Annotated in this window: 16 protein-coding genes and 1 tRNA gene; 10 read left to right on the forward strand and 7 right to left on the reverse strand. The window is 64.0% G+C overall.

The annotated features are described in order from the left end of the window. Window positions 1-45: 45 nt before the first annotated feature. Window positions 46-519: a transcription elongation factor GreA gene (gene greA / locus RPS27_RS15425; RefSeq protein WP_097657627.1), complete on the forward strand. Its 474-nt coding sequence runs from the start codon at window positions 46-48 to the stop codon at window positions 517-519. Window positions 520-888: 369 nt separating this feature from the next. Here the strand turns inward: greA and RPS27_RS15430 are convergent, their stop codons facing one another. Then, window positions 889-1,368 (reverse strand): Lrp/AsnC family transcriptional regulator, encoded by a 480-nt coding sequence (locus RPS27_RS15430; RefSeq protein ID WP_008135853.1) that lies wholly within the window; start codon window positions 1,366-1,368, stop codon window positions 889-891. A gap of 266 nt (window positions 1,369-1,634) precedes the next feature. Here RPS27_RS15430 and trxB point away from each other — a divergent pair, with 266 nt between their 5' ends. The 5 genes from trxB to RPS27_RS15455 all read left to right on the forward strand — a co-directional run bounded on the left by trxB (window position 1,635) and on the right by RPS27_RS15455 (window position 5,538). After that, window positions 1,635-2,600, forward strand: a complete 966-nt coding sequence (gene trxB, locus RPS27_RS15435; RefSeq protein ID WP_211418443.1) for a thioredoxin-disulfide reductase — start codon at window positions 1,635-1,637, stop codon at window positions 2,598-2,600. Window positions 2,601-2,605: 5 nt separating this feature from the next. Then, entirely contained in the window at window positions 2,606-3,529 is a 924-nt protein-coding gene (locus tag RPS27_RS15440) for a LysR family transcriptional regulator (protein WP_026201990.1), read from the forward strand. A gap of 462 nt (window positions 3,530-3,991) precedes the next feature. Then, window positions 3,992-4,900 (forward strand): 4-hydroxy-tetrahydrodipicolinate synthase, encoded by a 909-nt coding sequence (locus RPS27_RS15445; protein WP_212068025.1) that lies wholly within the window; start codon window positions 3,992-3,994, stop codon window positions 4,898-4,900. Window positions 4,901-5,093: 193 nt separating this feature from the next. Further along, window positions 5,094-5,243 carry a hypothetical protein gene (locus RPS27_RS15450; RefSeq protein WP_194406162.1) on the forward strand — a complete coding sequence of 50 codons (150 nt, stop codon included), beginning with the start codon at window positions 5,094-5,096 and terminating at the stop codon, window positions 5,241-5,243. 130 nt (window positions 5,244-5,373) lie between these two features. Beyond that, window positions 5,374-5,538, forward strand: a complete 165-nt coding sequence (locus tag RPS27_RS15455; protein ID WP_313754214.1) for a hypothetical protein — start codon at window positions 5,374-5,376, stop codon at window positions 5,536-5,538. Window positions 5,539-5,672: 134 nt separating this feature from the next. Here RPS27_RS15455 and RPS27_RS15460 read toward each other — a convergent pair whose 3' ends face one another. Then, window positions 5,673-6,350: a ParA family protein gene (locus RPS27_RS15460; protein ID WP_038948136.1), complete on the reverse strand. Its 678-nt coding sequence runs from the start codon at window positions 6,348-6,350 to the stop codon at window positions 5,673-5,675. Window positions 6,351-6,712: 362 nt separating this feature from the next. Next, window positions 6,713-7,057, reverse strand: coding sequence for a hypothetical protein (locus tag RPS27_RS15465; RefSeq protein ID WP_212068024.1), 345 nt, complete (start codon window positions 7,055-7,057; stop codon window positions 6,713-6,715). A 343-nt stretch (window positions 7,058-7,400) separates the two neighbouring features. Between RPS27_RS15465 and RPS27_RS15470 the strand changes: the two genes are divergently transcribed. Further along, on the forward strand, window positions 7,401-8,567 hold the full coding sequence (locus RPS27_RS15470; protein ID WP_212068023.1) for a CaiB/BaiF CoA-transferase family protein: 1,167 nt from the start codon (window positions 7,401-7,403) through the stop codon (window positions 8,565-8,567). Between the two features lie 2 nt (window positions 8,568-8,569). Continuing rightward, on the forward strand, window positions 8,570-9,493 hold the full coding sequence (locus tag RPS27_RS15475; RefSeq protein WP_212068022.1) for a CoA ester lyase: 924 nt from the start codon (window positions 8,570-8,572) through the stop codon (window positions 9,491-9,493). 48 nt (window positions 9,494-9,541) lie between these two features. On the opposite strand, the gene RPS27_RS15480 is transcribed toward RPS27_RS15475, so the two are convergent. Beyond that, complete coding sequence (locus RPS27_RS15480; RefSeq protein ID WP_194406157.1) at window positions 9,542-10,681, reverse strand: helix-turn-helix transcriptional regulator; 1,140 nt, start codon at window positions 10,679-10,681, stop codon at window positions 9,542-9,544. Between the two features lie 328 nt (window positions 10,682-11,009). Here RPS27_RS15480 and RPS27_RS15485 point away from each other — a divergent pair, with 328 nt between their 5' ends. Next, entirely contained in the window at window positions 11,010-11,948 is a 939-nt protein-coding gene (locus tag RPS27_RS15485) for an AEC family transporter (protein WP_212068021.1), read from the forward strand. Window positions 11,949-12,088: 140 nt separating this feature from the next. Next, complete coding sequence (locus RPS27_RS15490) at window positions 12,089-12,415, forward strand: nuclear transport factor 2 family protein (protein WP_313754111.1); 327 nt, start codon at window positions 12,089-12,091, stop codon at window positions 12,413-12,415. Between the two features lie 51 nt (window positions 12,416-12,466). Here RPS27_RS15490 and tenA read toward each other — a convergent pair whose 3' ends face one another. The 3 genes from tenA to RPS27_RS15505 all read right to left on the reverse strand — a co-directional run bounded on the left by tenA (window position 12,467) and on the right by RPS27_RS15505 (window position 14,344). Beyond that, window positions 12,467-13,141 (reverse strand): thiaminase II, encoded by a 675-nt coding sequence (tenA, locus tag RPS27_RS15495; protein WP_212068019.1) that lies wholly within the window; start codon window positions 13,139-13,141, stop codon window positions 12,467-12,469. A 283-nt stretch (window positions 13,142-13,424) separates the two neighbouring features. Further along, window positions 13,425-13,501 (reverse strand) — tRNA-His (locus RPS27_RS15500). Window positions 13,502-13,909: 408 nt separating this feature from the next. Then, window positions 13,910-14,344: a phasin gene (locus RPS27_RS15505; RefSeq protein ID WP_194406150.1), complete on the reverse strand. Its 435-nt coding sequence runs from the start codon at window positions 14,342-14,344 to the stop codon at window positions 13,910-13,912. Window positions 14,345-14,690: the final 346 nt, after the last annotated feature.

The following is a 14,690-nucleotide window of genomic DNA, read 5'->3' on the forward strand; positions in this document are numbered from 1 at the left end:
CCCCGCGGTCTTTGTGAGGCGCGCAGCTGAAGGACGAGAGAAGAGATGGAAAAGGTTCCGATGACCCAGGCCGGCTTTGTCGCGCTCGGGGAAGAATTGAAGAAGCGCCAGTCGGAAGATCGTCCGCGGATCATCGAGCATATCGCGGAAGCGCGCTCGCACGGAGACCTGTCGGAGAACGCGGAATATCATGCCGCGAAGGAAGAGCAGTCCCACAATGAGGGCCGCATCGCCGAGCTCGAGGACAAGCTTGCGCGCGCCGACATCATCGACATCTCGAAGCTCTCCGGCGACACCATCAAGTTCGGCGCCACCGTGACTTTGGTCGACGAGGACACCGAGAAGAAGGCGGTGTGGCAGATCGTCGGCGAGGTCGAGGCCGACGCCAAGAAAGGCCGCATCTCCATCACCTCGCCGCTGGCCCGCGCGCTGATCGGCAAGAAGAAGGGCTCGACCGTCGAGGTCAACGCCCCCGGCGGCGCCAAGGCCTATGAGATCACCAAGGTGGAGTGGCGGTAAGGATTTGCCGCTGCAAACGACGCCGTTCCGAGAAGGCCGCGCGATGCGCGGCCTTTTTGTTTCGGCGTGTTGTTGAGTGAGCCGAGCCTCGCTGTAACTTGTCGTCATTGCGAGGCGCAACGCGACGAAGCAATCCAGACTGCTGCTGCGGAAAGACTCTGGATTGCTTCGCTACGCTCGCATTGACGGAGTGCGCAGCAGCGACACCCACCACCCTCGTGTCCCGGACAAGCTGCAACGCTTCAGCGTTGCAGCGCAGAGCCGGGATCCAGGAGGCGACACGGGAAGTCGCCGCGACATGGGCCCCGGCTCTGCAGCGCGCACCGCCGAAGTGGCACTGCGCTGCGTCCGGGGCACGAGAGCGGCGCTCTACCTCCGCCCCTTCACCTCGAGCGGCACGGCGGCCTCGTATTTCGAATTATGCAGCACCAGCGAGGTCCGCACATTCCGCACATGCGGCGCGGCGGTGAGATGGGTGACGAAATCCTGAAAGGTCGCCATGTCGGGGGCGACACATTTGAGGATGAAATCAACCTCGCCCGACAGCATCCAGCATTCGCGAACCAGCGGCTCGGCGCGGACGAATTCCTCAAAGGCGCGCAAATCGGCCTCGGCTTGGCTGGACAGGTGCACGGCGGCAAACACGGTCACGTCGAAGCCAAGCTTGCGGGCGTCGAGCAGGCCGCGATAGCCGTGGATATAGCCCTCTTCCTCCAGCGCCCGGACGCGGCGCAGGCAGGGCGGCGGCGAGATGCCGACGCGCTTGGCCAGCTCGACATTCGTGATTCGACCGTCGGCCTGAATCTCGGTCAGAATTTTCAGGTCGATCTCGTCTAGGTTCCGCGACACGTGATTGGAACTCCTGGCCTTTAACGGCGGTATTGGTGGGCTTATCGCAATCCTCATACCCAGTCTGCACGGCCAGCGCAATTTTATTGCGCGTGCACCGCAATCGACTTTTGTTCCCTGTTGGAAAAATCCGCCGACAGGGAATGCAATTCTTGCATAGCTCACCAGAACGCTTAGATTAGCTCTGATATTTCAGCGCCTCCGCGACGCCTCCCGGCATGTTCCGCGCCCGCGCTGCAGATCCCCCGTGAAAGGCGTCCATCGAAATGTCCGCTCCTGTTCATGCAAAGGTCGTCATTATCGGCTCCGGCCCCGCCGGTTACACCGCCGCGATCTACGCCGCGCGCGCGATGCTCGAGCCGATCCTGATCCAGGGCATCCAGCCTGGCGGCCAGCTCACCATCACGACCGATGTCGAGAACTATCCGGGCTTTGCCGACGTGATCCAGGGCCCCTGGCTGATGGAGCAGATGGAGAAGCAGGCAGTCCATGTCGGCACCAAGATCGTCACCGACCTTGTCATCAAGCTGGATACGGCGCAGCGGCCGTTCCGCCTCACCTGCGATTCCGGCGACGTCTATCTCGCCGACGCCGTCATTCTCGCCACCGGCGCGCAGGCGCGCTGGCTCGGGCTTCCGTCGGAAGTAAAATTCCAGGGCGGCGGTGTGTCGGCCTGCGCCACCTGCGACGGCTTCTTCTACCGCAACAAGGAGGTCGTGGTGGTCGGCGGCGGCAATACCGCGGTCGAGGAAGCCCTGTACCTCACCAACCATGCCTCGCAGGTCACCATCGTGCATCGCCGCGATCATTTCCGCGCCGAGCGGATCCTGCAGGAGCGCCTGTTCAAGCATCCGAAGATCAGGGTGATCTGGGACTCGGCCGTGGACGAGATCTGCGGCACCGAGAACCCGAACAAGGTCACCCATGTGCGCCTCAAGAACGTCAAGACCGGCGCGCTGACGGACGTGAAGACCGACGGCGTCTTCATCGCCATCGGCCATGCGCCGGCGACCGAGCTCGTGAAAGACCAGATCAAGCTGAAACCGTCGGGTTACGTCGAGACCGCCCCGAACTCGACCGCCACCTCGGTGCCCGGCCTGTTCGCCGCCGGCGACGTCGCCGACGAGACTTATCGCCAGGCCGTGACGGCCGCAGGCCTCGGATGCATGGCAGCGCTCGAGGCCGAACGTTTCTTGGCCCTGCGCGCCAGCGAGCGCGCGGCAGCGGAATAACGATCATGCCTCGAACACGCGACGGATTTACGGATATGGACTGGGACAAGCTGAAGGTGTTTCACGCAGCGGCGGAAGCGGGCAGCTTCACGCATGCCGGCGAGCAGCTCGGCCTGTCGCAATCGGCGGTGTCACGCCAGGTCTCGGCGCTGGAGCAGGAGCTTTCGGTCTCGCTGTTCCACCGCCACGCCCGCGGCCTGATCCTCACCGAGCAGGGTGATTTGTTGTTCCGCACCGCGCATGACGTGTTCATGCAGCTGCAGGCGGCGCGCGCAAAGCTCACCGACAGCCGCGAGCGGCCGAGCGGCGACCTCAAGATCACCACCACGCCCGGCGTCGGCATCAACTGGCTGATCCCGCGGCTCGGCGAATTCACCGCGCTCTATCCCGAGATCCGGATCTCCCTGATCGTCACCGACGAGGAGCTCGACCTGTCGATGCGCGAGGCGGATGTCGCGATCCGCACCCGCAAGCCGACGCAGCCGGATCTGATCCAGCGCAAGCTGTTCGCGATGGGCTTCCATGCCTATTGCTCGCCGGAATACATCAAGCGCTTCGGCACGCCGCGCACGCTGGAGGAGCTCGACTCCCACCGCATCATCACGCTCTCGGACGGCAACTTCGCGCCGCACCTGCAGAACCGCAACTGGCTGGTCGAAGCCGGCCGCAACGGCTCCGGTCCGCGCGAAGCCTATTTCCGAGTGAACAACATCCTCGGTCTCGTGCGCGCCTGTCAGCAGGGTCTCGGCATCGCCGCGCTGCCCGACTACCTCGTCGAGGAACAGAGCAAACTCGTGCAGCTGTTCGGCGAGTCCGACTCGATCCAGCTCGACACCTACTTCGTCTATCCCGAGGAATTGAAGACCGTCGCGCGCGTGCAGGTGTTCCGCGACTTCGTGGTCAGCAAGGCGCAGCGCTGGCCGTCCTGATTTCCGCATGACTGACATGCGGCCTCGGCTGTTGCTGCAGGCCGCTCGTCAAGCCCATACTGTTTGCACGCTGAGCCTTCGCGTTGCGCATTTGTCCCCCTCCTCCAGTGGCGCGGGAGTTCAGTAATCCCTCTTGGAAGGTGATTGTGTCGGCCTCACGTGGCCAATACCTTAAGCCGGGCTCTTTGGGCCCGGCTTTTTTTCTGCCAAATCGGCCTTCGCCCTCCGCGTGTATTGACAGTTCCGCGCATACCCCGCATCATTTGCAAATGATCACGAAGTCGTGCGCAATCTCGTTCAAGGCGATCGCCTCGAAAAAAGGCCCCCATCCCGGGGCCTCGGATGTTTGCGCGCGCTAGCTAAGCTTCGTCATCGCTGCAAATCTTCGAAAACCCCGCCGCCTGGACGGGGTTTTTTCATGTGCCCTCCGTCTCAGGTTTTTCCCGAGAAGGAGATGGAAACATGACTGGTCTACAGGAACAATTGCACGGGCTGTGGCTGCCGCTGGTGACGCCGTTTCGCGATGGGGCGCTCGACGAGCGCTCGCTGCGGCGGCTGACGCGGCACTACGCCGCGCAAGGCATCGACGGCTTTATTTTGGGGGCGACCTCCGGCGAAGGCATGACGCTGCGCGAGGCCGAGCTCGAACGTCTCGTCGGCATCGTGCGCGACGAGATGGCGGCCGGCCGGCGCACGTTGCCGATCTGCCTCGGACTGTCGGGCGCCGACACCGCGCGGCTGCAGGAGCGTCTCGACGAGACCGCGGACTGGCCGATCGACGGCTATCTGATCGCGAGCCCCTATTATGTGCGGCCCTCGCAGCGCGGCCTCCTGGCGCATTTCGAGACGCTCGCCGATCACGCCGCCTGGCCGCTCGCGCTCTACAACATTCCCTATCGCACCTCGGTGAACATCACCAACCAGACCATGCTGCGGCTCGCCGAGCACAGGAACATCGTCGGCCTGAAGGATTGCGGCGCGAGCCGCGAGCAATCCATCGCGCTGCTGCGCGATCGCCCGAAGGGGTTTCGCGTGCTCACCGGCGAGGACGCGAGCTATTTCGAGGCGCTCACCGACGGCGCCGACGGCGGCATCGTGCTGTCCGCCCATGTCGAGACCGCGACCTTTGCGGCCGTCCATGCCGAACTGAAGCGCGGCCATCACGACGCGGCACTGGCACGCTGGCAGGAGGTCGCCGAGCTGACGCGCCTGTTGTTCACCGAGCCGAGCCCGGCGCCGGCGAAGTACTGGCTGTGGCGCTGCGGCCTGATCGACAGCCCCGAAGTGCGCCTGCCGATGGTGGAGGTCAGCAGCGAGCTCGCGGCGACGATCGATCGTGAGATCGAGCGGCGGACGAAGGTCGCGGCGTAGCGGCTCGTCACTGCTTCCGCATGTCATTCCGGGCGCGACGAGATCGCGAACCCGGAATGACCGTGGTGAGAGACCGCCCCGTGGTTAACATCGCGCGAACAGCCTTCGCGTCCGCGGCATTGCGCATCCACGCCTCGTTTACGCTCTGGTGCCTATCGTTGGCCTCGAAAGGCTTATCACAGGGGGAATGACCATGGGGCATCGCACACGGCCGACGGCCGCGAGCCAGTTCGCGCCGGCCGATCTTTTGCAGGGAATTCTCGTCGTATCGTCGTTCGGGTTCTGGGCGGTGATGCTCGGCCTGATGCCGGCGCTGCTGTTTCGGGTCTGGCTGGTCGGCTGACGCAAACGAGCCCGGATGGTTAATCCGAAGGGCAGAGCTGTGTTCAAATACGTGGCAGCCTGCAAGCCGGAATTTTAAAACATCCCGGGTATCGTCCACGCCCATAAGCGAAGAAATCGCGGGGGCGTTTGTGAATAGTCATAATGAAATGGCGTCGCATTTCGACGCTGATTACGAGAAGCTGTCCACCGAGCAGGGCTTTACCACCGAGGACATTCTCTGGGCCGTCGGCATCTGGTCGGTGATCCTGACGCTGTCGCCGGTCATCGTGTTCTACATGCTGATGGTGGCGTAAGCTTCGGCTTGCAGGTCAGCTCTCCTTCCTCGTCGCCATGGCCGGGCTTGTCCCGGCATGACGGACCATCATCCGGAAACGCAAAACGCGCGGGCGTCCGCGCGTTTGTCGTCCGGGGAATGATTTATGAAAAATTAGGCTGCCTGCTTGTGCATTGCGCCGGATGCCGACGCCGTGCCGCGAATGGCCTTCACTGAACGCTCGATTGCCGCCCACAGCCTTGCGATTTCCTGAGCCGCACGGCTCTCGGCCTGATACTCCCGTGCGCCCTCGCCATGGCTCAACGCCATCAGGAGATCCGAACGGTTGGTGATCTGGCCGCCCCACACCGGCGCACGGAATTTCGCCAGGGCTTCGCGGGCGATGGTGACGATCGGGCTTTCGGCTTCGTCGCGCTTGGCAGGCGCACCGTTGAGCACGACCGCATAGGGCTTGCGCGCGGCGCGGCACATCTGGATGGTCTCCTGCACCGCGTTGACGTCGAACACGCCGGGACGGGCGGGAATCACCACCATGGTGGCGTTCTTGATCGCGTCGTCGACGACGGCCGACAGGTTCGGCGGCGTGTCGATCAACACCCATTCATAACCGTCGCGCCTGGCGGCGGAGACGATGCCGCTGACGGAGTTCACGGCCGCCTTGATCGGCGGCTCGTTGGTGCCGCGCAGCTTGTGCCACAGCGTCAGCGAGCCCTGCGGGTCCGCGTCCACGAGCATGACCTGCTTGCTCGCCTTGATCTGTGCGGCAAGATGTGCGGCGAGGGTACTCTTGCCCGAGCCGCCTTTACGCGATGCAAAAACAATGACGTTCATACCTTCGGCCTCCAGATTGACCCCAGGCTACGAAAATGAATCACCGCGCTGATTCGTGAAAGATAAATTTATCGGGAGCAGCGCGGCGGTCACGAAATAACAAGGCGTGCTGGCTTTTGAGTCACACTACGATGTGCAAGGCGCAACACGAACTGCAATGAAACGCAGTGCATCCAGGCTCGTGTGCGTTTTTTGAGCAGTCGTTCGGCAGAATACCGGATGCAACCTCGCCGCGCAGAGTGGCACCCGACTCTTTTCCGTTGCGCCTGTCCGTCAACGCCGCAAGCCTCGCGCCAGTCTGCGCGAACAAAAGGAGTCCGTTACCTTACGAGGTTTCGAAAGAGGAACGCAGGCCCCCGCGCTCAGCCGTCGCTGGTCTTCTTCTTCTTGCTCGCCGGCTTGGTGGTCTTCTTCGCCGTTTTGGGCGCGATGTTGGTCGGCCTGCCGGCACGCTGCTCGCCCGGCTCCGGTCCGCGGCGGAAGAACACCGCGCATTGCGGCGAGAGCTGCGCCTTCTTCTTGATCATGCAGGCGGTGATGGCATCGACGTTCGGCACGAACTCGCCGCACAGTCGCATCGCATCCGGCGTGCAGGCCTGCTGCTCCTCCTGGGTGTAGGCGAAGCCGGCGCCGGGCCGGACCAGCACGGCCAGGGCCATCCCGAGGGTTGCAGCAGCCAAGGATGTCTTGAAGCAAAGCGCCGGCATCTCGTCCCCCACAGGTCGAACAGGAAGCGGATAGTGGGTGAACCGCGGTTCGTTGGCAACCGATGGGAGATGCGAAAGGTCGGAGCTGTGCGGTCTCGGCAACAGGCGGACAGCCTGGTACCAGCGATCGACAGTTCCTGAAGGCCAACCCCAAAAATCGCGAAAACAACCCCATGCACAGTAGCCAAGTCCCGGTAATCCCTCAGCAATTTTTAGGATTAAACGAAGCCACGTTTGACTTGCCGGGCAAAGCAGGGGCATCATGTCACATCCAAGAAGATGCGCGTGGGGTGGCCGGCTTGTCTCCTGCGCCGGTCGACAAGCGCACGTGAGGAGAAGTCACATGGAGAGGAATGAGGCGGAGCTGCCGCTTTCGGGCGTCACGGTGGTCTCGCTCGAGCAGGCGATCGCAGCGCCGCTGGCCAGCCGTCATCTGGCGGACTGGGGCGCGCGGGTCATCAAGATCGAGCGGCCGGGCGCGGGCGATTTCTGCCGGGACTACGACCATGTGATGAACGGGATGTCGAGCCAGTTCGTCTGGACCAACCGCTCCAAGGAGAGCCTCGCCATCGACATCAAGAGCGAGGACGGCCGCAAGGTGCTCGACGCCCTGCTGCCGCAGGCCGACGTATTCATCCAGAACCTCGCGCCGGGCGCGGCTGAAAGACTCGGCCTCGATGCGGCTTCGCTCCTCAAAAAGCATCCGCGCATCATCGCCTGCGACGTCTCGGGCTATGGCACCGGCGGTCCCTACAGCGACAAGAAGGCCTATGACCTCCTGGTGCAGTGCGAGGCCGGCGTACTCGCGATCAACGGCACCGAGGCGGAGCCGGCCAAGGTGGGGCTGTCCGTGGTCGACATTGCCACCGGCATGTACATCCTCAACGGCGTGTTGATGGCGCTGTACCGCCGCGAGCGGACCGGCAAGGGCACGGCGTTCCAGGCCTCGCTGTTCGATTCCATCACGGACTGGATGAGCTACCCCGCCTTCTATACGCAGAGTACCGGCCGGCCGCTGCCGCGCACCGGCGCAAGGCACGCCACGATCGCGCCCTACGGCCCGTTCCGGGTCGGCGACGGCGCGACCGTCTTCTTCGGCATCCAGAACGACCGGGAATGGCGCTCGCTCTGCCGCATCGTGCTCGGCGATGCCGCATTTGCCGACGACCCGCGCTTCCGCACCAATCCGCTGCGCATGCAGAACCGCGACGAGCTGCAGGCCCATATCGAGCAGCGCTTTGCGTCCATGACCGGCGAAGCGGTGCTGCGGCTGCTGGATGAGGCCGGGGTCGCCAACGCGCATCTGAACTCGGTCGAGGCGTTCCTGGCGCATGAGCAACTCCATGCGCGCTCGCGCGTGCAAAGCGTGGGATCGCCCTGCGGACCGGTGATGAGCTTCCTGCCCGCGCTGACCATTCCGGGCCTCACGCCGCGGATGGATCCGGTGCCCGATGTGGGGCAGCACAACGAGGCCATCATCAGCGAACTTGGCCTTGAGAAGGACGCGTGACGATGGCGCATCAGCAGCCCGTGCGGGCCACCCTCGCCGTCCCCGCGCATCGCGCCCGTCTCGTCGCCAAGGCAGCCAGCTCCATGGCGGATGCGGTGTTCATGGACCTCGAGGACGCGGTGCCGCCGTCCGAGAAGAGCCTTGCCCTGGGCGAAGCCGTGCAATCGCTCGCCGCGCTCGACTGGGGCAGCAAGCGCGTGACTGTCAGGATCAACGCCGTCGACAGCCCGTTCATCGGCGATGAGCTCCGCACGCTGGCGGCGCTGCCGCGGCTCGATGCCTTGATCGTGCCGAAGGCCGAGAACCCGAGCGACATCGTGGCGATCGCCGATCAGCTGCGCGCGGCCGCGCCCGATCGCGCCGCACCGGTCGCGCTGGACTTGCTGATCGAGACCGCGCTCGGCCTCGTCAATGTCGACGCGCTCGCCGCGTGCCACGCCAGCGTCGCCGCGCTGCACCTCGGCGTCGGCGATTTCGCCGCTTCCATCGGCGCGCGCTCCTCCGACATCGGCGTGTCGCCGGACGGCTACCGCCATGTCGGTTCAGTGCAGACCGGCTATGCCTCAGCGCCGCTCGATCTGTTCGCCTATCCCATGATGCGCCTGCTGGTGGCCGCCCGCGCGCGCGGCCTGATCGCCATCGACGGCCCCTGCGGCGCGTTCCGCGACGCGAGGCTGACGGAAAGCAGCGCGCAGAAGGCCGCGGCGATGGGCTTCGACGGCAAGCAGGTCATCCACCCCGACCAGATCGAGCCGACGCTGCGGGCCTTCATGCCGACGGCCGCGGAGCTGGCGCAGGCGCGGCGCATCGTCGAGGCCATGGAGCAGGCGGAGGCGAACGGCGAGGGCGCGGTGACGCTGGACGGCAAGATGATCGACTATGCCAATGTCCGCATGGCGCGCCGCATCATCGGACTGGGATCGTAGCGGCGATTGAAAGCCGTTCCCGACGCCGATCCTCCAAAGGCCGGCGGTTCAGGGCCCGCGCAACACGAGCCGGCCAAGCAGCGCTGCGAGTTCGCTCTGCCTGGATATGCCGAGCTTCTGAAATACGCGCTTCAGCACATTGCGCGCCGTCTCTTCGGCAATCCCAAGCCGCCCCGCAGCTTGTTTCGGCGGAACGCCCGACCCCACCAGCGAGGCGATCCTGGCCTCCCCGAGCGTCAAGCCCAGGATGTCCCGCACGATGGCGGGATCCGGCGGCTCGGCAGATTTCAACTCGATCGCGAGCACGATCGCTCGCGTGCGGGTCAGAAAATGACTCTCCGGGTGTGCGCCGGCGGTGATCGGCAGGAGGTAGATGACGAAACGCCGGCCAGTTGCGCTCGCCTCGACGAGAATGGGTCTCGGCTCGGCCAGCAGATCGCGCGCCTCGGCGCGAAGCGTTTGCGTCATCGCGGTCTCGAACGGCGCCCGGCTCGCTGCCATGCGAACACGCAGACGATCGTTCACGAGGTCGAACACCTCGCCGAGAAGGCTCTCCCCGACCGGATTGGCGAACAGCACACGGGCCGACGAGTCCAGCGCAAACACGCCAATGCCGATCCGCGCGAGGGCGTCGCCAAGGCCCAGATTGGCCAGTTCGGTATCGAGCAGCCGGATCGACAGCCGCAACGATTTCTCGGCATGGCGCCCGAGCGTCGCTATCAGGTCCAGTTCGGCGTCGGAGAACTGCGACTTGGCGAAGGCTCGCTGCACGCTGAGCGCCACGAGGATCCGTGCGTCGGGTGACACCCCGATCGATCCGAACCAGCCCAAACCATGCCTAGCAAGGAATTCCTTGCTGAAGGGATGGTTGAGGTAGGCGTCGTCGATCGGGCCGATGTGTCGATCGGTGAAGGGCTCGCCGCTGACGTAAAGGCCGGACGAAACGCAACGTTCGGCCTTGAAATCATGCTGCGCCCAACGCGCCCCATAGTCGGCGAGCGCAGGCGCGAGGCGTTCGGAGGCGATGGCTCCGAACGCCCCATCGTCCCTTCGCCACTGCAGGATCGCGCCGGTGTCATCGAAGCAGTCGGCGATCTTGCCAAGAGCGGATGGCCAAAGTGATGGGCTCGCCGCGGCATCGTAGATCGCTTCGATGGCAGGGAGGAGACGGTCGGCGGCAAGGGCCATGGGTTCCCAATCGATCAGAGAATACATTAGGTTAAATGAAGCTGCAGGTTACACGAGATTGCCCTTCGGCAATTGCAATCCGGCCGCCCTCCCAAGACTTCCACCAGATTTCTGAGTATGAAATCGATTACGGTGGCCGTGCACAAAATTGTCTTTAGTCAGCCTTGCCGCTATTTTGCACTCGCGTTGCGGGAATTCCTGTCAACTCTCTCCATCATCGAGCCCTATGATCGTCATCAGCGGCGGAGACGCTGGAAGGCAGGAATGATTGGCTACTCCCAATGTGCAGATCGCGCGCGGGATCATCGAACTGGGATCGTAGGCGCGCATGGCCACACTGCTGATCGTCGCTCCGGTGTTTGCGCTGATCGCCGCCGGCTATGCCGCGGTGCTGTTTCGCTTCGTCTCGGAAAGCGCGCACAAGGGCATCAGCGAATTCGCCTTCAGCATCGCGATCCCCGCCCTGCTGTTCCGCACCATCGTCGTCTCGGAATTCCCCGATGTCAGCCCCTACAGGATGTGGGGCGCCTATTACGGCGCGCTCGCCCTGACCTGGATCGCGGCGCTTCTGATCTCCGCGCTGATCCGCGCGCGGCGTGAGGACCGCGAGGACGGCGTCGTGTTCGCGATCGGCTCGGTGTACGGCAACATCGTGATGCTCGGCATTCCCCTCGTGCTCTCCGCGCTCGGCAACGAGGCGGCGGGGCCGATGGCGCTGATCCTGTCGGTGAACACGCCGCTGCTCTGGCTCTGCGGCATCCTGCAGATGGAGCTGGTGAGCCAGAAACGCACCGGCTCGGCGCTGTCGGTGATCCGCCCCGTGCTCACCGACCTCGCCCGCAACCCCCTGATGCTGGCGATCGGCTTCGGCGTCATCTGGCGTTTCACCGGCCTCGGCCTCACCCCCGTCGTCGACCGCACCATCGAGTTGCTCGCGCAAGCGGGCTCGCCGACGGCGCTGATCGCGCTCGGCATCAATTTGTTCCGCTTCGAGGTGAAGGGCGAGAAGCTGAGCATCCTGGTGATGTGCGCGCTGAAGCTCGCCGCCATGCCGGCCGCCGCCTTCGTGCTGACACGACTGCTCGGCCTGCCCCCAATCGCCGCCGGCGTCGTCGTGCTGTTCGCGGCCATGCCGACCGGCGCCAACGCCTACATCTTCGCGGTGCAGTATCAGCGGCTGGTGAACCCGGTCTCGGGCGCGGTGGCGCTGGGCACGTTGCTGGCGGCGGTGACATTGCCGGTGGTGGTGTGGGTGGTGAAGGGGTGAGCCCCTGCACCATCGTAGCGCTGATTTTGCCTTTACACGCAAAGGTCGTTAAGATGCCCTGATACGTCTTGCAGGGAGGCTGACATGGCACAGCGCGAAGAGATGCTCGCATTGATGACAGCGGCAACACCGATAGCTTGGTGGCGGCTTTTCACCCCGAGGGCGCATTCACCTTGATGGGCAACAAGGGCGCGCTCGAACTGGCAGGAAGCATGCAAGGCCACCCGACCCTGCACGCAGGTTTCGCTCAATTGACCGCCGGCTTCGGCTTCGAAGGCCGCGAGATCCTGGCCGAGCTGGTCGACGGCGATCGCGTCGCCGTCCATTGCCGCGTCAACGCGCGATACCATCCGACCGGAAAAACGGTCAGCACCGAGATCTTGGATCTGTTCAGATTTCAGGACGGCAAGATTGTAGAGCTGATCGAGTTTGCGGATACGGCACAGATCAAGGCGATGATTGGGTAAGGCGCGTGCCTGCGTGCACTGTCGCCATCATCTTGATGACTGCCGAAAGCGCTATTGAGTGCGCCGGCCCACGCGCCAGCCCATCTCCCAAAAGTCCGCCTCGAGCCGGGTGGCTTCCTTGAAGATCGCGATCAGCTCCGCCTCGCGGGCCGGCGTGGCGTAGCGATCGGCGAGATGATCCAGATGCGCCCGCGCCTTGGCAGCAATCTCCTGGTACGGCGCGCCGGCGTACTCGGCGATCCAGACGCGATAGGCATTCGTCGCGGCGTCTGCACCGGGGCGCGCAGCGAGCCGCGTTGCGATTTCCGCGTACCCGATCACGCAAGGTGCAAGCGCCACCTTGAGCGCCAGCAGATCGCCGCGCATCCCAGCGTCGAGCACGTAGCGCGTATAGGCCAGCATCTCGGCCGCCGGAGGGGTCTGTTCAAGGTCGGCCGGGGACAGACCCCAATCGGCACAGAGTTTTACATGCAGGCTCATCTCGACATCGAGGATGGCCGACAGGCCGGCCGCGGCTTCACGCATGTCGGCAAGCCCAGGCGACTTGTAGACCGCGAGCGCGTAGGCGCGGGCAAACTCGATGAGAAACAGGTAATCCTGAACGAGGTAGTGACGAAACGCGGCTTCAGGGAGCGAACCGTCCGCCAATCCGTTCGTGAAGGGATGCTCGGTGTAGGCCCGCCACTCACCGGATGCTGCTGTCTTGAGACGCTCGAAGAAACTCACGATCTTTTCCGCCCGGCTTGCTTGTCCATGAACGTCTTTGGCTCTATCGCATTGCGAACCGCGAGCTACGGTGACTGTGCATGATAGGCTTTGATCGGCATTGCTGATTTGGTGCATTGTCACCGTAAAATAGCATAGCCCCCGACTGCGAGAACGTATGACAACGGTGTCTAGTCACACGACAACAGCCGCGTCTGAACGCCACCAATCCGAGAATGCTTAAGACGCTAGGACGCTGGTGTGGCCGTCCCCTGGTGGTGTCTGCTTAATCGTTGGCACCCGCTGGTACAGTTGGGTGGGCTCGAACCACCGACCTCCTGTTCCACAGACAGGCGCTCTAACCAACTGAGCTACAACTGCATCCTGGCGAGCCGCCCTCAAGGGGTGCCTGAAAAGGCCGTCGACCAAGGGGGGCTGGACGGGGCGGAAACTAGGTGCAACGGCCCGGTTTGGCAAGGCCGCAATGGGGTGAAAAACCGGGTGAAATTGCGTTCGGGGCCGTAAAATCGGCCGCGATGGCGCGCATTGGAGTGTTGTGCGGCTTCTCCAGTACGGCACCGCACGTGATGCTGGCGCTTCGGGCACTCAGGCTCCCACATCGTCATGGCCGGGCTTGTCCCGGCCATCCACGCCTTTCCCGCGGCACCAAGAACGTGGATGCCGGGACAAGCCCGGGCATGACGACCTTCCAGGAAGCGGGAGAGGCGAAGAAAGAAAAAACCCGGGCGTTTCGGCCCGGGTTCTCTCGATTCAAATCTGCGTCGGCGCTCAGGCGGCGGGCGGCATGTACTTCGAGGCAGAGGCCTTGATCGGCTCGGCGGTCTCGGCGGCGACGCGCTGGGCGAGCTCGGCCAGCTCCTTGGCCTGCGACTGGAAGGTCTCGAGCTGCTTGCGGGAATGGTTGGTCCACAGCGCGAACGCGTCCGACGGCGACTTCACGCTGAACAGCTCCTGGGCGAAGTCCAGATGCGCGCTGGTGTTGGCCTTCATGAACTCGACCAGCTTGGCATTGTACTCGCTGGCGCCCTTGGAGGCCGAGGTGAACACGGCCTCGACGGTGCCGTTATGGGTCTCGGCCGCGTCCTTGAACTTGGCGTAGTTTTCGCGGGCCTGCGACACGCCCTTTTCGGCGAACGCACGCATCTGCTCGGGAACCTCGAACGGAATGATCGAGGCAGAAAACGGATCAGTCGCACCTGTCATGGTCGTCCCTCACGATAATGAAAAAATGGAGTGAGCCTTCTGGCGCGCCCGCCGGCCAACCGGGGCCCTGTCTCTGCTTTGAAGACTGGCGGGAACGAAGACTGGAAACGCGAAACAACGAGATGGCTCGCCCAGCCCCCGTAATATTGCAGCCTATCGTGTCAACATTGTGCAGCGCAACGCGTCCCGAGGGTGCGGCGCGCAAATTTAATCTCGGGGAGGGTGAGGTTCCGGTATGGGGGAACCGGGGGTTGAAGTGGGTGCCGCCGTCGTGCGGCATCAACGGTGTCCCATCCTCCCCTGGAGGGGGTGGATCGGTTCGCATGAAGCAAAGCGCAATGCGAAC

The sequence above is a fragment of the Bradyrhizobium sp. WYCCWR 12699 genome, from assembly GCF_032144035.1.
Classification (GTDB): Bacteria; Pseudomonadota; Alphaproteobacteria; order Rhizobiales; family Xanthobacteraceae; genus Bradyrhizobium.